The organism is Xanthomonas sp. WHRI 7065 (genome assembly GCF_040203115.2).
Lineage (GTDB): Bacteria > Pseudomonadota > Gammaproteobacteria > Xanthomonadales > Xanthomonadaceae > Xanthomonas > Xanthomonas arboricola.
This window is the reverse complement of the sequence record NZ_CP168194.1, coordinates 3,985,385-4,008,741: the sequence shown is the minus strand read 5'-3', so window position 1 is coordinate 4,008,741 and position 23,357 is coordinate 3,985,385. Positions and strand designations below refer to the sequence as shown.

16 protein-coding genes are annotated in these 23,357 nt (G+C 66.1%); 7 read left to right on the top strand and 9 right to left on the bottom strand.

Annotated features, from left to right (window positions below):
* Positions 1 to 322: 322 nt before the first annotated feature.
* The 3 genes from ABQY64_RS16685 to ABQY64_RS16675 form a co-directional block, all read right to left on the bottom strand.
* On the bottom strand, positions 323 to 1,705 hold the full coding sequence (locus ABQY64_RS16685) for a TolC family outer membrane protein (protein ID WP_104560007.1): 1,383 nt from the start codon (positions 1,703 to 1,705) through the stop codon (positions 323 to 325).
* Positions 1,706 to 1,725: 20 nt separating this feature from the next.
* Complete coding sequence (locus ABQY64_RS16680) at positions 1,726 to 2,382, bottom strand: protein-L-isoaspartate O-methyltransferase (RefSeq protein WP_024938983.1); 657 nt, start codon at positions 2,380 to 2,382, stop codon at positions 1,726 to 1,728.
* 128 nt (positions 2,383 to 2,510) lie between these two features.
* On the bottom strand, positions 2,511 to 3,164 hold the full coding sequence (locus tag ABQY64_RS16675; protein WP_065032828.1) for a TetR/AcrR family transcriptional regulator: 654 nt from the start codon (positions 3,162 to 3,164) through the stop codon (positions 2,511 to 2,513).
* 232 nt (positions 3,165 to 3,396) lie between these two features.
* On the opposite strand from ABQY64_RS16675, the gene ABQY64_RS16670 reads away from it, so the two are divergent.
* On the top strand, positions 3,397 to 6,444 hold the full coding sequence (locus tag ABQY64_RS16670) for a diguanylate cyclase (RefSeq protein ID WP_374151309.1): 3,048 nt from the start codon (positions 3,397 to 3,399) through the stop codon (positions 6,442 to 6,444).
* A gap of 398 nt (positions 6,445 to 6,842) precedes the next feature.
* Here ABQY64_RS16670 and ABQY64_RS16665 read toward each other — a convergent pair whose 3' ends face one another.
* Entirely contained in the window at positions 6,843 to 7,727 is an 885-nt protein-coding gene (locus ABQY64_RS16665) for a LysR family transcriptional regulator (RefSeq protein WP_349779460.1), read from the bottom strand.
* A gap of 120 nt (positions 7,728 to 7,847) precedes the next feature.
* Between ABQY64_RS16665 and leuC the strand changes: the two genes are divergently transcribed.
* From leuC to leuB, 4 genes are all read left to right on the top strand, one after another.
* Complete coding sequence (gene leuC, locus ABQY64_RS16660) at positions 7,848 to 9,287, top strand: 3-isopropylmalate dehydratase large subunit (protein ID WP_349779461.1); 1,440 nt, start codon at positions 7,848 to 7,850, stop codon at positions 9,285 to 9,287.
* Positions 9,288 to 9,360: 73 nt separating this feature from the next.
* The gene (gene leuD / locus ABQY64_RS16655) at positions 9,361 to 10,008 is read left to right on the top strand and encodes a 3-isopropylmalate dehydratase small subunit (RefSeq protein ID WP_054591288.1); all 648 of its coding nucleotides are present in this window, start codon (positions 9,361 to 9,363) and stop codon (positions 10,006 to 10,008) included.
* A 29-nt stretch (positions 10,009 to 10,037) separates the two neighbouring features.
* Entirely contained in the window at positions 10,038 to 10,787 is a 750-nt protein-coding gene (locus tag ABQY64_RS16650) for a class I SAM-dependent methyltransferase (protein ID WP_349779542.1), read from the top strand.
* Between the two features lie 37 nt (positions 10,788 to 10,824).
* Positions 10,825 to 11,898 (top strand): 3-isopropylmalate dehydrogenase, encoded by a 1,074-nt coding sequence (leuB, locus tag ABQY64_RS16645; RefSeq protein ID WP_349779462.1) that lies wholly within the window; start codon positions 10,825 to 10,827, stop codon positions 11,896 to 11,898.
* A 1,321-nt stretch (positions 11,899 to 13,219) separates the two neighbouring features.
* On the opposite strand, the gene ABQY64_RS16640 is transcribed toward leuB, so the two are convergent.
* From ABQY64_RS16640 to ilvC, 5 genes are all read right to left on the bottom strand, one after another.
* On the bottom strand, positions 13,220 to 14,782 hold the full coding sequence (locus ABQY64_RS16640) for a 2-isopropylmalate synthase (protein ID WP_065048240.1): 1,563 nt from the start codon (positions 14,780 to 14,782) through the stop codon (positions 13,220 to 13,222).
* Complete coding sequence (locus ABQY64_RS16635; RefSeq protein WP_253657821.1) at positions 14,779 to 15,849, bottom strand: threonine dehydratase; 1,071 nt, start codon at positions 15,847 to 15,849, stop codon at positions 14,779 to 14,781. Before ABQY64_RS16635 ends, ABQY64_RS16640 begins: the two co-directional genes overlap by 4 nt.
* 123 nt (positions 15,850 to 15,972) lie before the next feature.
* Positions 15,973 to 16,230, bottom strand: coding sequence for an ACT domain-containing protein (locus ABQY64_RS16630; protein WP_039515571.1), 258 nt, complete (start codon positions 16,228 to 16,230; stop codon positions 15,973 to 15,975).
* Positions 16,214 to 17,935 carry an acetolactate synthase 2 catalytic subunit gene (ilvG, locus tag ABQY64_RS16625; RefSeq protein ID WP_016902671.1) on the bottom strand — a complete coding sequence of 574 codons (1,722 nt, stop codon included), beginning with the start codon at positions 17,933 to 17,935 and terminating at the stop codon, positions 16,214 to 16,216. Before ilvG ends, ABQY64_RS16630 begins: the two co-directional genes overlap by 17 nt.
* Positions 17,936 to 17,977: 42 nt before the next feature.
* On the bottom strand, positions 17,978 to 18,979 hold the full coding sequence (ilvC, locus tag ABQY64_RS16620; RefSeq protein WP_039519112.1) for a ketol-acid reductoisomerase: 1,002 nt from the start codon (positions 18,977 to 18,979) through the stop codon (positions 17,978 to 17,980).
* 642 nt (positions 18,980 to 19,621) lie between these two features.
* Between ilvC and ggt the strand changes: the two genes are divergently transcribed.
* Together ggt and ABQY64_RS16610 are read left to right on the top strand one after the other, a co-directional pair.
* Complete coding sequence (gene ggt, locus ABQY64_RS16615; RefSeq protein ID WP_349779463.1) at positions 19,622 to 21,331, top strand: gamma-glutamyltransferase; 1,710 nt, start codon at positions 19,622 to 19,624, stop codon at positions 21,329 to 21,331.
* Between the two features lie 79 nt (positions 21,332 to 21,410).
* On the top strand, positions 21,411 to 23,249 hold the full coding sequence (locus tag ABQY64_RS16610) for a methyl-accepting chemotaxis protein (protein WP_349779464.1): 1,839 nt from the start codon (positions 21,411 to 21,413) through the stop codon (positions 23,247 to 23,249).
* Positions 23,250 to 23,357: the final 108 nt, after the last annotated feature.

Sequence of the window (23,357 nt, the reverse complement as noted above, 5' to 3'; positions counted from 1 at the left end):
CCGGCGAGGACACCGCACCAGAGAGTTAGCCGGTTGCTTTGTTGAAATTGCTTGCAAACCTGCACACCGACCATCTCGACTGGTCCTTGCCCGCTCACCGTCGCGGGACCTGACGCGGCATGGAGGCCGCGTAATAGCTTACAGGGACGTACTTGCAGCGTGTTCCGCGATGGTGGGCGGGCAAGGGCCCTGCAGCCAAGTCGCAGATCAGCTGCTAATGCCGCAGTCATCGCAGTCATCGCACGCAGCCAGGTACGCGCGTGCATCGGACATAAAAAAGGCGGGCCTGCGCCCGCCTTTTTTAGTTACCTATCCGCCCGCATTACTGCAGCGAGCCACTGCCCTGCAGCTTGGACTCGGCATCCTGCGACAGCAGACGGTTCACGTCCTGCAGGTCGGTGATGTCGAGCTTGCCGATCGCCTGGCCCAGCAGCAGACGGTTCTGCAGGAAGTTGTAGCGCGACTGCGCGTAGTTCAACTGCGCCTGGAACAAGGTGCGCTGGTTCTGCACCACGTCCAGCACGGTGCGCGTACCGACTTCCAGACCCACCTGCGAGGCATCGTATGCGGCCTGTGCGGAGACCACGGCCAAACGGCGTGCTTCCACTTCGCTGATGCCGGCGACCACGGTCTGGTAGGCATTGCGCGTGTTGCGATCCAGCGCGCGCTTCTGCTGCTCGTAGGTGTCCTGCTGGATATCGCGCTGCGAGAGTGCCTGACGTACTGCGGACTGCGTTGCGCCGCCGGCGAAGATCGGAATCGACAGCGTGATGCCGATCGAATCGGTATCGATGTCGCGGCCGCTGGTGGTGAAGTTGCCGGCCGCCTGGTCGACGGTGCCTGCGCCTCCCCAGCTGTTGGTGCGGCCGATGTTGGCGCCAAGGTTCAATGTGGGGTAGTGGCCCGCACGCGCGGCATTGACCTGCGCCTCGGCAGCGCTGACCTGCAACTGCTGCGCCTTCAACGCCGGGTTATCGGCGATGGCAGTGGAGACCAACTGGTCAACATTGCTGTAGGCGGCAGGTACTTCCGGGCGGAATTCTTCCGGCAACGCGCGCAAGCCGACGACGGGTTGGCCGGTAAGCTCGGTCAGTGCCTGGTAGTAATCCTTGAGCGTATTGCGGGCATTGATGGTGTCGGCGCGCGCCTGGTCATACTGAGCACGGGCTTCGTGCACGTCGGTGATCGGTGCCAGGCCCACTTCCAGACGCTTGTCGGCGTAGTCGAACTGCTTCTTGGCCGCCGCTTCGTTGGTCTCTGCCGCCGCCAGCGATTCGATGCCTACCAGTACCTGGAAATACGCCGCCGAGGTGCGGGTGATCAGATCGTTGTTGGCCGATTCCAGCGTGAAGTCCGCCGCCTTGGCCACTTCGCGCTGTGCACGCAGATTGGCGAACTGCGCCCAGTTGAAGATGGTCTGGTTGCCCTGGATCGCGTACTGACGCTGCTTGGTGGTCGAACGGCCATCCACGCCTTCCAGCTCGCGGTGCGACTGGGTGTACCCGGCGGTGCCATCCAGCTGCGGCAACAACGCCGCACGCGCCTGCACCTGACCTTCCCGGTTGACCAGGCGGGTGGACTCGGCCACTGCCAGCTGCGGATCGCCGTTGCGGGCCATTTCGTAGACCTGCAGCAGATCGGTGGCGTTCGCAGCCATCGGAGACAGGGCGGCGGCCAGCGCCAGGACGAGGGATCGGCGGATCATCGGGGAAGCTTCCTTGGGAATCAGAATTGGAATCGGGGCGTCGGTGCGGCGCCCTGGAGATAGGCGAGGTCGGTTTCGAACAACGATTCGATGCGCGGCGCGTTGACGTCGCCACGGACCAGGACCGCTTCCATCACCGGATCGTGACCGCGCACCACGAACAGCCGGCCGTTCGGGCGCAGCCACTGCAGCCATTGCGTCGGCAGCGACTCAACCGCGCCGGTCACACAGATGGCGTCGAAGCGGCGCTCGCTCTGCCAGCCGAACACGTCGGCGGTCTCGATCCGCACGTTGCTGCCCAGACCGCTGCTGTCCAGATTGGCGCGTGCAGCGGCGGCCAGTGCCGGGTCGATCTCCAGGCTCAGCACTTCGCGGGCCAGCGCGGCCAGGCAGGCGGTGGAAAACCCGCTGCCGGTGCCGATTTCCAGCACGTCTTCGCCCGGCTGCAGATCCAGCGCCTGCAACATGCGGCCTTCCACCACCGGCTTCATCATCTTGTGGCCGGCCGACAGCGGGATTTCCACGTCGACATAGGCCAGGGTCTTGTAGGCCTCGGGCACGAAGGCTTCGCGCGGCAGGCGCGCCAGCACCTCGAGCACGCGCAGGTCCAGCACGTCCCACGGCCGGATCTGCTGTTCGACCATCTTTTCGCGGGCCTGGGAGAAATCGATCGTCATGGTGCGGTTATCCAACGCGGTGGGGCAGGCATTTTACCGGTGCACGGGGCAACTGGCGCATCTAGCATCGCTGCGCGCCGCCAAACGGCGCAGTGCCGGAAGTCATCGCCACCAAAGGCCGGGGACGGTCAGCGCGGCGCATACGCCCTCAAAAAGAAATCCACGCTGGCCTGCAGGTGCTCGTCCACCTGCGCGCGGGTGGGCTGGCCATGCAGGCCGCACATCATCAGCGCATACAGCTCACCCTTGAGCAGGCAGAAGAACTGCGAGGCCGCACGCGCCACATCGTCGATCTTCAGCTGGCCATCGGCCACGCGTGCGGACAGGAAATCCGCCAGCGCCTGCTGGGTTCGCTTGGGGCCGGCGTCCCAGAACATCTCGCGCACATGTACGTCGCCGGTGCCGGGCGCCATCATCATGCGGTGGGTGGCAATGGCCGAGTCGGTGCTGACCATGGCGAAGAAGGCGTCGGCGATTTCGATCAGCTGATCGCGCAGCGCGCCCTCGGGGGCGTGGTCGAACAGGTCGTCCGGCATCATGTGCTGGCATTGCGCACGGATCGCCTCGGAAAACAGGCTTTCCTTGTCGCCAAAATGGCTGTAGACGGTGAGCTTGGACACGCCCGCCTGCGCGGCGATGCCATCCATGCTGACACCGGCATACCCCTGCTCCATGAACATGGTGCGGGCAGCGCCAAGGATGGCGGCGCGTTTCCCAAGATCCTTGGGCCGTCCGGGGCCGTTGCTCTTGGCCTTGGACTTGAGGGGGGGCGAGCTGGACATGGTGTCAATACTAGACCATCGGGTTCTATATTTATACTCGCCGCCCACAGAACCCTTTGAAGCGCTCAGGAAGGGTCGCGCCACCGCGTTAGCCGCGCACCAGCTTGGTTATGGCCGGTAATTGTTTCAACTGAATGCCTCCCGGTGTCATGGTGCATCCCATCCTTGTGGGGAATCCACCTAGCGCGCTGAAAAACCCCTGGTGATAGATTGACTAACGGTCTGTCGGCGCATGTCGGCAGCCTCTTTTGCCGGCACGACGAGGGGATGGGAGAGCGTGGACAGGGTCGGGGCGCATGCGCATACAGGCTGCGTCCGCAGCACATGCGTGCGGCGGGCCGGGCCGCTGTGGCAATGGGCATTGCTGGCTTGCATCCTGCTCGGCGTGTGGCCGGCCGGCGCCCAGCCGCCGACCCATACCGCGTATCACACCGTCACGCGCTGGAGCATGGACGACGGCCTGCCACACAACCTGGTGCATGCGGTGGCGCAGGGCGCCGATGGCCTGATCTGGCTGGGCACCTGGGAAGGCGTGGCGCGCTTCAACGGCCGCGACTTCACCGTGTATGACCGCCAGAACACACCGGGCGTCGAGCTGGGAGGCGTGTTCGTGGTGGTACGCGACAGCACCGGCGGGATGTTGTTCGGCACTGCATTCGACGGGGTCTATCACTACCAGGACGGCCACTGGCAGCAACTGGGCGACGCTTCGGCGCGGCACCTGGCGGTCAGTGCACTGCTGCGACGCGCCGATGGCGCGCTGTGGGTCGGCACGCCGCAGACGCTGTACCGCATCGAGCCGGACGGGCGGGTGGTGGACGTCGGTCGCCAGGCCGGCCTGCCGCGCGCGCGCATCACCGCGCTGGCGTCTGAGGGCGACGGCGCTTTGTGGGTGGGTACTGAAGTCGGACTCTATCGTCTGCCCCACGATGGCAGCGCAGCCGAGGCCTGGGGCAAGACGCATGGGATGCGCGCCGCACCGGTGCGGCGGCTGGCCGGCGATCGTCAGGGCGGCTTGCTGGTTGCTGGCGACGACGGCGTGTGGTGGTGGAGCCGCGGCGGCGGCCTGCAGCGGTTCCGCCAGGGCCAGCGGGTGGATGCATTGCTGCTGGATCGGCGCGGGCATCTGTGGATGAGCTTGCCGTCGGGCACGCTGGTGGTCCACAGCGGCGCGGATGCGCCGGACGAACAGATCGCCATTTCCGGAGTGGCCAGCCCGGCGCTGCTGGAAGACGCCGAGGGCCTGATCTGGGTCGGCAGCACGCACGGCCTGTTCCGCATTGCCGAAGGCGCCGCGCACGGCATCACCCACGAAGACGGGCTGGCCTCGGACTATGTGCGCACGGTGCTGCAGACCGGCGACGGCACCGTGTGGGTGGGCAGCGCGGTGGGCCTGGACCGCTGGAGCAACAATCGGATCAGCCGCGTGTCGGTGGTGCCGAACCAGGGCGGACGCGTGCTGGAGCAGTCGGTGCTGGCCCTGGCCGACGCCGGCGATGGCGGCGTCTGGGCCGGCACCTACAGCCAGGGCGTGGTGCGGCTGGATGCGCAAGGTCGCGTGCTGGCGCGCATCGGTGCGGCCGACGGCCTGCCGTCGCTGTCGGTGCGCGCGGTGTTGCCGGATGGCCAGACGCTATGGATCGGCACCACGGCCGGGCTGGTGCGCTGGCGCGATGGCAAGGCACGCCGCTACACCGCCGCCGACGGCGTGCCCGATGGCTCGGTGCAGGTGCTGTATCGCGACACGCTGGGCACCGTGTGGATCGGCACCGATCGCGGCATGACCGCGCTGTCGGCAAACGGCAGCACGCGGGCATGGCTGGGCGAGCAGGATTTTCCAGGGCAGAACGCCTTCGACTTCCTGCGCGATGCCAAGGGCGACCTGTGGATCGCCAGCGATCGCGGCCTGCTGCGCCTGAGTGGTGAGACCTTTCGCGTCTACGACCACCGGGTCGGGCTGCCGCGCGACAAGGTGTTCCGGGTGATCGATGACGGCCGCGGTTATTTCTGGTTGTCGAGCAACCATGGCGTGTTCCGCATCGCGCGCAGCGACTTCGACCAGCTCGATGCCGGCACGCGCGAGCAGTTGAGCGTGGAGGTGGTGGATCGCAGCGACGGCATGCCCGGTAATCAGGGCAACGGCAGCAGCGCGCCGGCCGGTTGGATGACGCAGTCCGGGCAGCTGCTATTCCCCACCGCTGCAGGCCTGGGCGTGATCGATCCGGCGCGCGTGGGCACCTTGCAAGGCCATCGCATGCCGATCGTGTTCGAGCGCCTGCTGGTCGACGGCATGGTGCAGCCGCTCACTGGCCTGCATCGCTTCGGTGCGGAGACCCGGCGCATCGCCATCGGCTATGCCGGGTTGAATTTCCGTGGCCCGGACAAGGTGCGCTACCGCTACCGGCTGGAAGGCTTCGACCCGGACTGGGTGGACGCCGACAGCACCAGCGAGGCGGTCTACACCAATCTGCCGCCGGGCCGTTTCCGCTTCCGTGTCCAGGCGATGTCGCTGCCGGTGGACTGGCGGCAGACCGCGCTGTTGGGCGAATCCAGCCTGGTGATCGCGCTGGCGCCGCCGTGGTGGTGGCGTGGCGAAGTGATCGCCCTGGGCATCCTCGGGCTGGGCAGCCTGATCTACGGGTTTTATCTGTGGCGTACCGCCAGTTATCGCCGCCGGCAGCGCCAGCTCAATACGGTGATCGACGCACGCACCCGCGAGCTGAGCGACAAGAACCTCGCGCTGCAGCAGGCCAGCCAGGAGCGCGAAGCGCTGATGCGCCAGCTCGAATACCGCGCCAGCCACGACGTGCTGACTGCCTTGCCGAATCGGCGCGAGGCCGAGCGGGTCCTGCAGCAATGGTTCGACGATGCGCACGCCGGTGGCGCCCCGTTGGCGTTGGTGCTGATGGATATCGACCACTTCAAGCACATCAACGACGAATACGGTCACGAGGTCGGCGATGCGGTGCTGTCCGCGATCGGCGAAGCACTCAGCGAACAGGATCGGGCGCAGTGCTTTGCCGCGCGCCACGGTGGCGAAGAGTTTCTGCTCGCGGCAGTGGGTGTGGACGCGGCACAGGCGCGCGCGTTGTTCGAGCGCATGCGCCAGCGGCTCGCCGCGATCGCTGTCCAGACGCAGGGCACGACGGTGCGCTGCACCGCCAGCATGGGCATGGCGATGAGCGATGAGGCACCGAGTCGGCGCGAATTGCTGGCACTGGCAGACCGCCGTCTGTACCAGGCCAAGCGGCTGGGGCGCGATCGGTTGGTGGATCAATAAGGCTGCTGCGTTGCCGGCTGCGTGGAGCCTACCGACTCCGCACACAGATCTATCTTTTGCACGACATCTGAAGTTCCTCGCGAATGCTCCGGCCTGCTGCGGGCGCCTGCACGCGTGCCGGTGTGGGACACGCCGCAAGTACGTCCGTGTAGGCTCTGGCGCGGCATCCATGCCGCTCAAGGTCCCACACCGGCACGCGCGCAAGCACCACCAGTTGCTATAGGTTGCTGAAAGAAATGCAGAGGGCATGCTGGGCTGCAGGTCCTTCGTAGCGTCCATCCTGGCGCCGTAAAAGCAGATAGATGGCTTACCGATTACGTTGGCCATGAAATAGGCAGGCAACCACACGTGCTTGAAAGCATTGCTTGCCGATCAGGGGCGCCGCGCTGCTGCCGCGCTCACGTCTGCAGCTGATCCGCCTGTGCATGCAACAACGCAACAAACGCCTGCGCGGCGCGCGACAGGGTGCGCCCGCCATGGGTCACGCAGCCCAGCTCGCGCGACAGCGCCACGTCGGGCAGCGGCAGCGCCACGATCTGATGATCGATCATGCGCTCCGGCAACACGCTCCACGCAAGGCCCACCGACACCAGCATCTTGATCGTCTCCAGATAGTTGGTGGTCATGCGCAGGCTCGGCACCAGGGCGCGTTCGGCGAACAGGGCGGCGACGATGCGATGGGTGAACGTGCCCGGGTCCGGCAGCACCGCCGGATGCGCCACCACATCTTCCAGCGACACCGCGCGCAATGCGGCCAGCGGGTGATCCGGCGCCACCACGAACTGCAGGCGGTCATGCCAGATCGGTTGCGCGCGCAGCGGCGCACGCGTATCCGGTGCCAGCGTGGTGACCGCCAGCTCCACCTCGCCGCGCAGCACCGCGGCATAGGCCAGCTCCGAATCCAGAAACTGGATGTCCAGCGCGGCCTGCGGGTGTTGCGCAGCGAAGCCGCGCAGCAGGGCGGGCAGGCGGTGCAGGCCGACATGATGGCTGGTTGCCAGGCTCAGGCGCCCGCCGACCGCCGCGCCAAGATGCTCCAGCACGCGGCGGGTGTCCTGCAGCTCGGCCAGGATGCGTTGCGCGCGCGGCAGCAAGGCCTGGCCGGCCTCGGTCAGCACTACCTGGCGGCCAAGACGGTCGAACAGCCGTGCCGACAGTTGCGCTTCCAGCAAGGCGATCCGCTTGCTCACCGCCGGCTGCGTGAGGTGCAAGGCCTCGCCGGCTGCCGAAAAGCTGCCGCTCTCGGCGATCGCCACGAAGGCGCTGAGGCTTGCCAGGTCCATTGCCATTCCCAAATTTCATTTGTTGAATAAACAATATGAATTTGCGTTATCCAAGGCAAGCTCCTAGCATCGAACGCAGCCAGGTGGGTGCTCCCACCATCCGCCAACCGGATCGCCGCAATGACTGCCAAGACGCTGTACGACAAGCTGTGGGACCTGCACGAGGTCACGCGCCGCGACGATGGTTCATCGCTGATCTACATCGACCGCCACATCCTGCACGAAGTGACCTCGCCGCAAGCGTTCGAAGGCCTGCGCCTGGCCGGGCGCAAGCCGTGGCGCATCGATGCCAACATCGCCACGCCCGACCACAACGTGCCGACCACGCGTGCCGAGCGCCAGGGCGGGCTGGAGTCGATCTCCGACGAAGTCTCGCGGCTGCAGGTGCAGACGCTGGATGAGAACTGCGACGACTTCGGCATCCTTGAGTTCAAGATGAACGATGCGCGCCAGGGCATCGTGCATGTGGTCGGCCCGGAGCAGGGCGCCACCCTGCCGGGCATGACCGTGGTCTGCGGCGATTCGCACACCTCCACGCATGGCGCGTTCGGCGCGCTGGCGCACGGCATCGGTACCTCCGAGGTCGAGCATGTGCTGGCCACGCAATGCCTGATCGCCAAGAAGATGAAGAACATGCAGGTGCGCGTGGAAGGCACGCTGCCGTTCGGCGTGACCGCCAAGGACATCGTGCTGGCGGTGATCGGCAGGATCGGCACTGCCGGCGGCAACGGCCATGCACTGGAATTTGCCGGCAGCGCGATCCGCGACCTGTCGATGGAAGGCCGCATGACCATTTGCAACATGTCCATCGAAGCCGGTGCGCGCGTGGGCATGGTGGCGGTGGACGAAAAGACGATTGCCTACGTGCAAGGTCGCCCGTTTGCGCCCAAGGGCGCCGACTGGGAGGCGGCGGTCGCGCTGTGGCACACGCTGGTCTCCGATGCCGACGCGCACTTCGACACGGTGGTGGAGCTGCGCGCCGAAGACATCAAGCCGCAGGTCAGCTGGGGCACTTCGCCGGAGATGGTGCTGGCGGTGGATCAGCAGGTGCCCGACCCGGCAACCGAACAGGATCCGACCCGGCGCGACTCGATCGAGCGCGCGCTGAAGTACATGGGCTTGCGCGCAAACCAGCCGATCACCGAGATCCGCCTGGACCGCGTGTTCATCGGCTCGTGCACCAACTCGCGCATCGAGGACCTGCGTGCGGCCGCTGCGGTTGCGAAGGGCCGCAAGGTCGCCTCCACCATCAAGCAGGCGCTGGTAGTGCCGGGCTCGGGTCTGGTCAAGGCGCAGGCCGAGGCCGAAGGCCTGGACAAGGTATTTCTGGACGCCGGTTTCGAATGGCGCGAGCCGGGTTGCTCGATGTGTCTGGCGATGAACCCGGACAAGCTGGGCAGCGGCGAACACTGCGCCTCCACCTCCAACCGCAATTTCGAAGGCCGCCAGGGCGCCGGTGGCCGCACCCATCTGGTCAGCCCGGCAATGGCCGCAGCGGCGGCGGTCAGCGGGCATTTTGTTGATGTGCGTGCGTTGCAGGGAATCGAGAATCGGGAATAGAGAATCGCAACGTCCGTCCCGTCTCCGCTCTGCCAATTCTCCATTCTCCATTCCCAATTCCCGGCCTCTCTCAATGACCCCTTTCACCCAACACACCGGACTGGTGGCGCCGCTGGATCGCGCCAATGTCGATACCGATCAGATCATTCCCAAGCAATTCCTCAAGTCGATCAAGCGCACCGGCTTCGGGCCGAACCTGTTCGACGAATGGCGGTATCTGGACATCGGCGAGCCCGGCCGCGACAACAGCCGGCGCCCGCTCAATCCGGAGTTCGTGCTCAACTTTCCGCGCTATCAGGGTGCCAGCGTGTTGCTGGCACGCGAGAACTTCGGCTGCGGTTCCTCGCGCGAGCACGCGCCGTGGGCGCTGGACGAATACGGCTTCCGCACCGTGATCGCGCCCAGCTTTGCCGACATTTTCTTCAACAACAGCTTCAAGAACGGCCTGCTGCCGATCGTGCTGGCAGAAGCGGAAGTGGACGCCTTGTTCGAGCAGTGCCTGGCCACCGAGGGCTACCAACTCACCGTGGATCTGGCCGCACAGCGCGTGCGGCGCCCCGATGGCGTGGAATACGGCTTCGACATCGATGCATTCCGCAAGCACTGCCTGCTCAATGGCCTGGACGACATCGGCCTGACCCTGCAGGACGCCGATGCGATCGGTCGCTTCGAGCAGGGCCATCGCGCGCGCCAACCGTGGCTGTTCGGCGCGCTGCAGTGAGCGTGGTTGCCAACGCTGACGCCGGTGCGCTGAGCGAGCATGTCGCTGCGCAGTTCGGCCCGCAGGCGCAGGCTTATTTGCACAGCGACGTGCATGCGCAAGGCGCCGAGTTCGCCGAGCTCCGTGCTGGTCTGCAGGGTCATTGCAACGGGCGATTGCTCGACCTGGGCTGCGGTGCCGGGCATGTGAGTTTCCAGCTGACGCCGCTGATGGCCGAGGTGGTGGCCTACGATCTGTCTGCCGACATGCTCGAGGTCGTGGCGGCCACCGCCGCAGACCGTGGGCTGACCCAAGTGCGCACCATGCAAGGTGCCGCCGAGCGCCTGCCGTTCGAGACCGGCAGCATGGATGCAGTGGTCAGCCGCTACTCGGCGCACCATTGGAGCGACCTGGGACAGGCACTGCGCGAAGTGCGGCGCGTGCTGCGGCCGGGCGGAATTGCGGCCTTTGTCGACGTGGTGGCGCCAGGCCTGCCGCTGCTGGATACGCACCTGCAGGCGATCGAGTTGCTGCGCGATACCAGCCATGTGCGTGACTACAGTGTTGCGCAGTGGTTGCAGACGCTGGGCGATGCCGGCTTGCAGGTGCAGCGGCATCATTGCCAACGGCTGCAGCTGGACTATCTGAGCTGGGTGGACCGCATGCGCACGCCGGAAGTGCTGCGCGCTGCCATTCGCGCATTGCAGGGCGCGGCGGTAGACGAAGTGCGCGAATACTTTCAGATTGCGGCCGATGGTTCCTTCAGCACGGATGTGCTGGTGGTATGGGCGGCACGTTGATTTTCAGGGCGCTACGGCGCCAACTTATGAGGGTTGCATGAGCAAGCAGATTCTGATTCTTCCTGGCGACGGCATTGGCCCGGAGATCATGGCCGAAGCGGTCAAGGTGCTGACGCGCATCGATGCGCAGCATGGCCTGGGTTTCACCCTGGTGTACGACGAACTCGGTGGCGCGGCCTACGACAAGTACGGCAGCCCGCTGGCCGATGAAACGCTGGAGCGCGCACGCGCTGCCGACGCGGTGCTGCTGGGCGCCGTCGGTGGGCCGCAATGGGACACCATCGACCCATCGCTGCGCCCGGAACGGGGCCTGCTCAAGATCCGCTCGCAGCTGGGGTTGTTCGCCAATCTGCGTCCGGCACTGCTGTATCCACAACTGGCGCATGCCTCCACGCTCAAGCCGGAGGTGGTGTCCGGGCTGGATCTGCTGATCCTGCGCGAGCTCACCGGCGGTATTTATTTCGGTCAGCCGCGGGGCACGCGCACGCTGGAAAACGGCGAGCGTCAGGCTTACGACACGCTGCCATACAGCGAAAGCGAGATCCGCCGCATCGCCAAGGCCGGTTTCGAGATGGCACGCTTGCGCGGCAAGAAGCTGTGTTCGGTGGACAAGGCCAATGTGTTGGCATCGAGCCAGCTCTGGCGTGCCGTCGTCGAAGAAGTGGCCAAGGACTATCCGGACATCGCGCTGTCGCACATGTACGTGGACAACGCGGCGATGCAGTTGGTGCGTGCGCCCAAGCAGTTCGACGTGATCGTGACCGACAACATGTTCGGCGACATCCTGTCGGACCAGGCGTCGATGCTCACCGGCTCGATCGGCATGCTGCCTTCGGCCTCGCTGGATGCCAACAGCAAGGGCATGTACGAGCCGTGTCATGGCTCGGCGCCGGACATCGCAGGCAAGGGCATCGCCAATCCGCTGGCCACCATCCTGTCGGTGGCAATGATGTTGCGCTATACGTTTGCGCAATCTGCTGCAGCAGATGCAATCGAGCAAGCGGTCGGCAAGGTGCTCGACCAGGGCTTGCGCACCGCCGACATCTGGTCGGAAGGCACGACCAAGGTTGGCACGGTGGCAATGGGTGATGCAGTGGTGGCCGCGCTGTAACAGTGCTCGCTTCCCCGAGGCGTCGTGGCTGTACTGGTGGCTATCGTTCTTCTGACGATAGCCACTTTCGTTTGGCGGCTGCCTCATCAGTGACCACATCATTCAACCGAAGCATCTGAATGAACCTGCGGATGGCGTGCGCAGGACTGGTCGGCATGCAGGTCGGTCGGTGACGCGGCGCCGCATCCGGTGTCGGGACAGGCCGTACATCCGTCCCTGGAGGCTCGGTGGCGGCATCCATGCCGCCACACGGTCCCGCCCCCGGACGCGACACACGCTTCCAACATTGCTATCGCTGATCGGCAAGTAATGCTTCAAGCACGTATTGATGCCTGCGGACTTCCTAGCCGATGTAATCGGCAAGCCATCTATTTGCTCACGTCGCCAGGATGGACGCTACGAAAGACCTCCAGCCCAGCATGCCCTCTGCATTTCTTTCCGCAACCGATAGCAATCGGTGGTGCTTGCGCGGGTGCCGGTGTGGGACCTTGAGCGGCATGGATGCCGCGCCAGAGCCTACATGGACGTACTTGCGGCGTGTCCCACGCCGGCACGCGTGCAAGCGCCCGCAGCAGACCGAAGCATTCGCGTGGAACGCCAGATGTCGTGCGCAAGATTGATCGGTGTGCGGAGCTGGTCGGCGGCGCGGCGCCGCATCCGGTGTCGGGACACGCCGTGAATCCGTCCCTGGAGGCTCGGTGGCGGCATCCATGCCGCCACACGGTCCCGCCCCCGGAAGCGACACCACGCTTCCACCATTGCTATTGCTGATCGGCAAGCAATGCTTCAGCACGTGTTGATGCCTGCAGACTTCCTAGCCGATGTAATCGGCAAGCCATCTATCTGCTCACGTCGCCAGGATGGACGCTCCAAAGGACCTCCAGCCCAGCACGCCCTCTGTATTTCTTTCCGCAACCGATGGCAATTGGTGGTGCTTGCGCGGGTGCCGGCGTGGGACCTTGAGCGGCATGGATGCCGTGCCAGAGCCTACACGGACGTACTTGCGGCGTGTCCCACACCGGTACGCGTGCAAGCGCCCGCAGCAAACCGGGGCATTCGCACAAAGCCGGCAGACCTCGTGTGCGAGGCTGTTCTGTGTCGGTACGCGTGCAAGCGCCTGCAGCAACCCGCCGCATTCGTACAGAACCCGCAGATGCCGCCCGCAAGATCGGTGGCGCCGCGCCGCATCCAGTGCCGGTAGGCGCACAGGCGCCCGCAGAAAATCGACCGCCTTGCAAGAAGGTTGGGACACCAAAACCAAAACGGCCAGCAGATAACACTGCCGGCCGTCAGGTTTGCATCGTCCAGCGAATGAGCGGTGTTACGCCACCGCAGCCGTCTTGCCGGCGACCACGCCGCGCTCGCGCTGACGCAGCAGGCGGTTGGCCACATCCAGCCATGCCAGCGCGCTGGCTTCGATGATGTCCTTGCTGGTACCGGTGCCCTCGTATTCCACACCGTCGTGGCGCACGCTCAGGCTGGCTTCGCCGCGCGCATCTGCGCCGATGCCCACGCTATGTACCTGGTAGCTGTCCAGCTCCAGCTTCACACCGGTGGCCGAGGCCAGCGCGCCGAAGAGCGCGTCTACCGGGCCATTGCCCTGTGCGGTTTCGGCCACGCGATTGCCTTCCGGGTCGGACAATTCCACCAGTGCATTGGCACGGCTGCCGACATCGCTGATGGTCATCGACGCCAGGCGATAGCCTTCCTGCACGGTGGCGTCCTGCATCAAGGCCTGCAGGTCAGCGTCGGTGACCACACGCTGCTTTTCGCACAACGCCTTGAACTGCTCGAAGACCAGCTTGACCTCCTCTTCCTCCAGCAGGTACCCCAAGGCACGCAAGCGCTGTTCCACCGCCGCGCGGCCGCTGTGGCGGCCCAGCACCATCTGCGAGGACTCCCAGCCCACGTCTTCCGGACGCATGATTTCGTAGGTGCCGCGATGGCGCAGCATGCCGTGCTGGTGGATGCCCGACTCATGTGCGAACGCATTGCCGCCGACTACCGCCTTGTTGCGCTGCACCGGCATGCCGACCAGGCGCTGCAGCAACTGCGAGGTGGAGACGATGCGTGGGGTGTTGATGTCGGTATCGATGTTGTAGAACGCACCGCGCACCTTCAGTGCCATGGTGATTTCCTCCAACGCGCAGTTGCCGGCACGCTCGCCGATGCCGTTGATGGTGCACTCGACCTGCCGTGCGCCGCCTTCGATCGCCGCCAGCGAGTTGGCCACCGCCAGGCCCAGATCGTTGTGGCAGTGCGCGCTGAAGATCACGGTATCGGCACCTTCCACGCTGGCGATCAGGCGCGAGAACATGCCGCGGATCTCCTCCGGCGTGGTAAAGCCTACCGTGTCCGGCAGATTGATCGTGGTGGCACCGGCAGCGATCGCCACGCGCGCCACCTCGGCCAGGAAATCCTCTTCGGTGCGGGTGGCGTCTTCGGCGGAGAACTCGATGTCGTCGATATAGCCGCGCGCCAGCGTCACATGCTTGTGCACCGACTCCAGCACCTGCTCGCGGCTCATGCGCAGCTTGTGCTCGCGGTGCAGCGGGCTGGTGGACAGGAAGACATGCAGGCGCGGATTGGCGGCCGCCTCCAGTGCACGTGCAGAGGTTTCGATATCAGCCTGCAGGCAGCGCGACAGCACCGCCAGCGTGGGGCGACGCAGCTCGCGGCCGATCATCGCGACGGCCTCGCGGTCCGAATGCGAACTGGCCGGGAAACCGGTTTCGATGATGTCCACGCCGAGTTCGTCCAGCGCGCGCGCCATCACCAGCTTTTGCTGGGGCGTCATGCTGCAGCCGGGGGATTGCTCGCCGTCGCGCAGGGTGGTGTCGAAAATTCGGATACGCGGGGTCTGGTTGGATACGATCGTGTTCACCAGGAAGACTCCTCTACGGCGATGGCGGTGACAGGCGTTGGAGCGACTGCGGATGGGCGGGAAATAACGGGTGTTTCGGGAAGTGACTTGGCGCTGCGTTCGTTGCGAAGTCGCTCGGTGTTGCGACGACGCGGCTTGCGTGGCGGCCGCGGCCGTACCTCGGACAAGAGTGTGGCCAGAACAGTTGCGTCGATATTACCGCCAGAGACCACCGCACACTTGCGTTTCCCCGAAACGCGGCGGCCGGCGGCCAAGGCCAGCGCGCCAGCGCCCTCGGCGATGACGTGTTCTTCCAGGGCCAGGCGCACCAGCGTTTCGCGTAATTCGGCCTCGCGCACGATCACCACATCGTCGAGCAGGCTCGAGCACAGGCGGCGGGTCAGAAAGCCGGGAATCTTGACCTTCACGCCGTCTGCCAGCGTAGCGACGGGAGTGATTTCGCGCAGATCGCCGCGCACGGCGCGCGCCATTGAATCGACGCCTTCCACCTGCGCGCCGACGATGCGCACGCCTTGCGATTTCAGCGCCAGCGCCACCCCGGAGGCCAGCCCGCCGCCGCCGATCGGCACGATCACCACGTCTGGCGCATGCGCGGCCAGTTCGATGCCGACCGTGCCTTGCCCGGCGATCACATCCGGGTCGTCAAAGGCGGACAGAAAACGGTAGCCGTTCTGGTCGGCCAGCTCGCGCGCGAACGCAAACGCCTCGTCGTAGCTGTTGCCATGCTGGCGGACGGTGGCGCCCCAGTGCGCGACGCCGGCGATCTTGGTCTGCGGCGCGCCGTAGGGCATCACCGTGATGGCCTGCACGCCCAGCCGGTACGCCGACCACGCCACACCTTGCGCATGATTGCCGGCCGAGGCGCAGATCACCGGGCGCTCGTCGCCGCGTTCCAGCCCCGCCAGCAAGGCGTTCAATGCACCGCGCACCTTGTACGAGCCGGTGCGCTGCAGATTTTCCAGCTTCAACCACACACCGAAGCGCTCGGCGTAATGCAGTGGCGTGGGCGACAGATACTTGCGCAGGCGGGCCTGCGCGGCCAGGACGTCGGCCACGCTGACCGCCACGTCGCCTACGTCTGGCTCCTGCGGGGAGGGGCGGCCGGAATCAGGCATTGCGGCACGCGCACGGCCGATCCGGGAGAAGACACCTCCGGACAGCGGTTTCATGCTCGCGCGAGGTCCGGGCGTTCACGCCGCGACCTCGACCGAGTCCAGCGCGGTGATCACCACCGACTCGCAGTCGTACACCTTCTCCAACTGCAGGCGCAGCGTCTCCGGCGGGCGGGCGCTATCCACGTCCAGTTGCAGATGCCAGCGGCCGGCATCGTCCGGGGCGCTGGCGCCCTGGATGGCGCAGGGGCGGAAGCCGCGTCGCTCGGTCATGCCGAGCACGCGCACCAATGCGCCTTCGGCCGGCTTCAGCACCAGATCAAGCCGGTAACGCATGCGATGTCTCCTTGGCCGCGTGTGCGGGATTGCTGTCCAGCATGGTGCTGTTGGCGTTGTTGGGCGGCACCAGCGGCCACACGTTGGCACGCGCGTCGATAGCCACATGCAGCAGGCCGGGGCCGGGTTGCGCCAGCAGTTCGGCCAGCGCGGCATCGACATCGCCGCGCGCGATGATGCGCTTGGCCGGGATGCCGAAGACCTGCGCCAGGGCGGCAAAATCCGGGTTGTCGGACAGATCGATTTCGCTGTAACGCTCGGCAAAGAACAGTTCCTGCCACTGCCGCACCATGCCCAGCGAGCTGTTGTCCAGTAGCACGATTTTGACCGGCAGCTTGCAGCGCGCGATCGTCACCAGCTCCTGCACGTTCATCATGAAACTGCCGTCGCCGGAGACCAGCACCACGGTGCGGTCGGGGCAGGCGAACTGCGCGCCCATCGCCGCCGGCAGGCCGAAGCCCATCGTGCCGAGCGCCCCGCTGGTGAGGTGATTGCGCGGATCGTTGAAGCGGCAATGCTGGGCCACCCACATCTGATGCTGACCCACGTCGCAAGCGATGATGGTGTCGGCCGGGGCCACTTCGCTCAGGCGCTTGAGCAGCGCCGGCGCGTAGATATCGGTGCCGGGCGCGTCGTAACGCGCGCCGAATTTTTCGCGGTTGGCAAAGCAGCGTGTACGCCATGCCTGGCAATTGCCACGTGCTGCGCTCAATGCCTTCAGACTGACCGCCACATCGCCGGGCACGGCGATGTCGGCCGTACGCAGCTTGGAGATTTCATACGCATCGGCATCCAGATGGATGACGCGCGCGAATGGTGCGAATTCGCTCAACTTGCCGGTGGCACGGTCGTCAAAGCGCGCACCGACCACCACCAACAGATCGCATTCCTGGATCGCCATATTGGCCGCACGGGTGCCGTGCATGCCCAGCATGCCCAGATAATCCGGATGCGCATGCGGCAGCGCGCCCAGCCCGCGCAAGGTCAGCGCGGTGGGAATGCCGGTGGCTTCGACAAAGCGCCGAAACGCCTCCACCGCACCGGCCAGGGCAATGCCGCCACCGCCGTACACCACCGGGCGTTCGGCGCTGGCGATGGCCGCCAGCGCTTCGGCCAATTTCGCATCTTCCGGGGCCGGAGGCGGCAACACCGCCGCCGGCACATGATCGGGCAGATGCGAGGCGTCGGCGATCTGCACATCCTTGGGCAGGTCGATCAGCACCGGTCCGGGGCGTCCCTCGCGTGCGATGCGGAACGCTTCACGCACCATCTCCGGAAGATCCTCCACACGCCGCACCAGAAAGCTGTGCTTGACGATCGGCATGGTCATGCCGAACACGTCCAGTTCCTGGAACGCATCGGTGCCCAGCAGGGGCGTGGCGACCTGGCCGGTCAGGCACACCATCGGGACCGAATCGAGCATCGCATCGGCGATGCCGGTGACCAGATTGGACGCGCCCGGGCCGGAGGTGGCCACGCACACGCCGACCCGGCCGCTGGCACGGGCGTAGCCGTTGGCGGCGAGGGCGGCGCCCTGTTCGTGACGGACCAGAATGTGCTTGAGCCTGGAATCCACCAGGGCGTCGTAGAACGGCATGATGGTGCCGCCCGGATAACCGAACAGCGTTTCCACGCCTTCGGCTTCCAGGGCCTGCGTCAGCCAGCGCGCGCCGTTGCGGGGCGTGCTGTGTGCGGAGGTGTTCATGCGTTGCGGACCTTCGGTGTTAGCGGTGGGGGTGCGGCGGCATTACGCCGCTTGTTGATTCGCAGGTGCGGCGGCGGCTTGCTGCTGTCCGTTGAGCCACACCATCTTGGCGCGCAGCTTCTTGCCCACTTCCTCGATCGGGTGCTCCAGATCGGCCTGCTTGAACTTGTTGTAGTTCGGCAGGCCGGCTTCGTACTCGGCCACCCAGTTCTTGGTGAAGGTGCCGTTCTGGATATCGGTCAGCACGTCCTTCATGCGCGCCTTGGTGCTGGCGTCGATCACGCGCGGGCCGCTGACATAATCGCCGTATTGCGCGGTTTCGGACACGAATTCCAGCATGCGGGTGATGCCGCCTTCGTAAAACAGGTCCACGATCAACTTCAGTTCGTGCAGCACTTCGTAGTACGCGATCTCCGGCTGGTAGCCGGCTTCCACCAGCACTTCGAACCCGGCCTGCACCAGCGACGAGGCGCCGCCGCACAGCACGGCCTGCTCGCCGAACAGATCGGTTTCGGTTTCTTCCTTGAAGGTGGTCTTGATGATGTTGGCGCGCGCGCCGCCCAGGCCGCCGGCATAGGTCAGCGCGAACTGCTCGGCCTTGCCGCTGGTGTCCTGGTAGACCGCATAGATGCACGGCACGCCGCGGCCGATCTCATATTCGCGACGCACCAGCGCGCCCGGACCCTTCGGTGCGACCAGCACCACGTCCAGATCGGCGCGCGGGGTGATCATGTCGAAATGCACGTTCAGGCCATGCGCGAACAGCAGGCAGGCGCCTTGCTTCATGTTCGGGGCGATGACTTCTTCGTAGAGCTTCTTCTGCACCATGTCCGGGGTCAGGATCGCGACCAGGTCGGCACTCTTGACCGCCTCGGCCGGCGCTACCACGGTGAAGCCATCGGCCTGGGCCTTCGATTCGGTCGGGCCACCGGCACGCAGGCCGACGGTGACGTCGAAGCCGGAATCACGCAGATTCAGCGCATGCGCGCGGCCCTGGCTGCCGTAGCCGATGATCGCGATTTTCGGTTGGGTGTCGTTGCTCATGGAGTAGTCCTTGCGGGGTTGGCAGTGGGAAAAGGATCAGCAGGCAGCGTCAGGGGCTGGCCGGCCGAGCAAAGCGGGGATGGACGACGGCACCGGCCATGCAGGCACTGCACCAGCGCGGTGGCCGGCGCGGGTAGGGCAGCTGGTGGCCATGTCGGTGATGTCGTTCATGTCATTCGAAACTTTTGGTGGTCCCTGAAACGCGAAACCCCGCGCCGTTGCCGGTGCGGGGTCTGATCGAAGCCTTGTGTGTCTGTTGCCTACACGAAGTCCCGTCCCGCACCGGTTGGCGAGGTAATAAGTACGAGCACGAGAAGCGACGCTGCCGACGCGCCGATGGGCGCGGACACTGGGGCGTTCGAGGTGGTACGGCGGTGCGACATGTGACTGAGATAACCATCGCTGCAGGTGGGGTGTCAACCCTTGCGCATGAAACGGCCGCATCAATCGGCGCTGTGTCGCGCGAAACCGCGTGGCAGCAGCATGGTTGCTATTGAAACCGCATCGCTGCAGGCCGGTAACGGGCGATGCGAGTCACTAAATGCGCGGCATTTGTGCTGGCAGACAGTGCTCACCGAGCGAGGCGGCCCGACCCGCTGGTATGGTTGGCCACTCACATGTGGTGTCCGGGGATCTTCTGTCATGCGTCGCGTACCTGTGTTGTTGATGTCTGCCCTGGCGCTGCTCGCGCCACCCCTCAGTGCTGCCGACCGGATCACCGGGCAGCCGTTCGCCACTCGCTCGGAAGTCATCGCCCCGCATGCGATGGCGGCGACCTCGCAGCCGTTGGCCACCCAGATCGCGCTGGATGTGATGAAGGAGGGCGGCTCGGCGGTGGACGCGGCGATTGCTGCCAATGCCGCGCTGGGCCTGATGGAGCCCACCGGCAACGGCGTCGGCGGGGATCTGTTTGCGATCGTCTGGGACCCCAAGACCAGCAAGCTCTACGGCTACAACGGCTCGGGCCGCTCGCCCAGATCGCTGACCCTGGCCGAGTTCCAGCGCCGTGGGCTGAAGGACATACCGCCGACCGGCCCGTTGCCGGTCTCGGTGCCGGGCGCGGTGGATGGCTGGTTCGCGCTGCACGAGCGCTTCGGGCGCAAGCCGATGGCGCAGAACCTGGCCCCGGCGATCCGCTACGCCCGTGAGGGCCATCCGGTGGCAGAGACCATCGCCTATTACTGGGACCGCTCGGTGCCGCGGCTGTCGCAGTACCCCGGCTTCAAGGAGCAGTTCACCATCGACGGCCATGCCCCGCGCAAGGGCGAGCTGTGGAAGAACCCGAACCTGGCCAACACCTTGCAGCAGATTGCCGACGGCGGCCGCGATGCGTTCTACAAGGGCGACATCGCCCGCACCATCGGCGCCTATTTCAAGGCCAATGGCGGCTACCTGAGTTACGAGGATCTGGCCAGCCACACCGGCGAGTGGGTGGAGCCGGTGTCCACCAACTACCGTGGTTATGACGTCTGGGAGTTGCCGCCCAACAGCCAGGGCATCGCCGCGCTGCAGATGCTCAATATCCTGGAGGGCTACGATTTCGCCAAGATTCCGTACGGCTCGGCCGAGCATGTGCACCTGTTCACCGAAGCCAAGAAGCTGGCCTTCGCCGACCGCGCGCGCTTCTATGCCGACCCCGCCTTCCAGCCGGCGCCGCTGGCCAGGCTGATTTCCAAGGACTACGCCGCGCAGCGTCGCGCGCTGATCTCCATGGACAAGGCGCTCAAGGAAGTACAGCCGGGCACGCCAAAGCAGCTGGAAGAAGGCGACACCATCTACATGACCGTCGCCGATGCCGACGGCATGATGGTGTCGTTGATCCAGTCCAATTACCGCGGCATGGGCAGCGGCATGGCCCCGCCCGGGCTGGGCTTCATCCTGCAGGACCGCGGCGAGATGTTCGTGCTGAAAAAGGATCACCCCAACGGCTACGCGCCGGGCAAGCGGCCGTTCCAGACCATCATTCCCGCCTTCGTCACCAAGGGCGGCAAGCCGTGGCTGAGCTTCGGGGTGATGGGCGGGGCGATGCAGCCGCAGGGGCACGTGCAGATCGTGATGAACCTGGTGGACTTCCATATGAATCTGCAGGAAGCCGGCGACGCGCCGCGCATCCAGCATGAAGGCTCCACCGAGCCGACCGGCCAGGCCACCGCGATGAGCGATGGCGGCGAGGTCAACCTGGAAACCGGCTTCTCCTACGACACCATCCGCGCACTGATGCGCAAAGGCCACCGGGTGATCTTTGCCGATGGCCCGTATGGCGGGTACCAGGCGATCGCGCGCGACCCGGCCAGCGGCGTGTACTACGGCGCTTCGGAAAGCCGCAAGGACGGGCAGGCCGCCGGCTACTGAGCAAGCGCCTGCGGTGCGTGGCGCCGCTCAATTGCAGCCGCAGCGCGCCGCTAATGATCATGATGGATTAGGAATGCCCATGAGCTCGATGCAACAGCCCGATCCGCCGTCGCAAACGCATGCGGCCCTGCTCCCCGATGCACCGGTCGCGTTGTTGCGGCTATCGGCCGAGGCGTGTGTGGTTGCCTGCAATCGCGCCGGCCTGGACGTCCTGGGCAAGACCGCCGGTGAGCTGCAGGGCGCGCCGGCGTCGGTGTTGTGGGGATTGAGCGCAGCCGATCTGGTCGGCGAAGACGGCGTCTGGGCGGCCCCCGGCGACGACCCGGCCCGGCGCGTGCGCTATGTGCGCGACCGCGAGCACGGCGGCTGGATGCTGTCGCTGCCGCATGTGGAAACCGCGATCCTGCTGCGCGAAGCCACCCGCCTGGCCGAAGACAGCCGGCCGGTGCCGATCTCGCCGCTGCTGCAGCCGTTGGTGGCGCGCCTGCAGGCCGAGCACGAAGACCGCACCGTGCTGGAGCGCACCGCCCAGGCGCTGGCCGGCTGCGAGCTGGAACTGCTGCTGCCGCCCGGTCTGGCGGAGACCGACATGGGGCGCCGGCTGCAGGCCGGCTTCGGCAACCTGGCCGAGGCGATCCGCCAGGCAGTGGCGCTGTCGGTGCAGATCGCCGCCGAAGTACCGCCGCTGGTGGCCGAGAACGACGAGATGGTGCGCCAGTCGCAGGCGCAGACCGAAGCACTGGATGGCGCCCGCACGGCGGTGGAGCGGCTTGCTTCGAGCCTGCACGACGTCAATGCCGATCTGGCACAGGTGATCGCGCTGGCCGCCAGTGCCGATGACAGCGCACGTCAGGGCGTCGCCGCCGCCCATGCGCTGGGCCAGGCCATGCACGAAGTGGAACGGCGCGCCGCGCGTGCCGGCGAGGTCATCGAAGTCATCGACTCGGTGGCGTTCCAGACCAATATCCTGTCGATCAACGCCAGCATCGAAGCTGCGCATGCCGGCGATGCCGGGCGCGGGTTCGCGGTGGTCGCCACCGAGATCCGCCGTCTGGCCGAACGCGCGGCAGCGGCAGCGCGCGACGTGCGCGCGATCCTGGCCGAAACCAGCGCCGCGGTGGGCGAGGGCGCAGCCTCCGCGCGCGGCACCGAAGCGGTACTCGACGGCATCACCCGTGTGCTCGGCCAGGCCAGCAGCGCGATGACCACGGTGGCCGGGCGGATCCAGGCGCAGGACGGCGAGATTCGCGGCATCGAAAGCGCCGTCGATGGCGTGGTGGCGCTGGGGCGCAGCAACCTGCAGCACGCCGCGCATGTGGCCGAACGCAGCGAGGCGCTGGAGCGCGGCACCGAAACGCTGCGCGACTGCGTGGGCCTGTTCCGTCTGCCGGCCGACCCGCTGACAGTGCCCCGGCACGCGCGCGTCAAGGAACTCGCCGTGGCGACCGCCGCTCGCATCGGCACTGCCCTGGCGCAGGCCATCGCACGCGGCCAGATCGACGAAGCGGCGCTGTTCGCCCGCACCTACACACCGATTGCCGGCGTGGAGCCGGCCAAGTTCAGCACCGACTTCGATGTACTTTGCGACGAGGTGTTACCCGCCCTGCAGGAGCCACTGCTGGATGCACATCCGTGGATCGTGTTCGCCATCTGCGCCAATCCCGACGGCTACGTGCCCACGCACAACCTGCGCTTCACCCAGCCGCTGACCGGCGATCCCAAGCGCGATCTGCTCGGCAACCGCACCAAGCGCAAGTTCACCGACCGCGTCGGCCGCAGCGTGGGCGCGCACACCGACCCGTATCGCCTGCAGGTCTACCGCCGCGACACCGGCCAGATCATGTTCGACCTGTCGGCCCCGATCTTTGTGGGCCGCAAGCACTGGGGCGGTTTGCGGGTGGGCTACACGCTGGAATGACGCGACCGCATGCGTGCACGCTCCAAAAAAAAGCCGCCGAAGATCGGCGGCAGGGAGAGAGAGAGCAGGTTTCTTGTTGTAGTGACTGCAGGCTAGCGGGGTCATGTG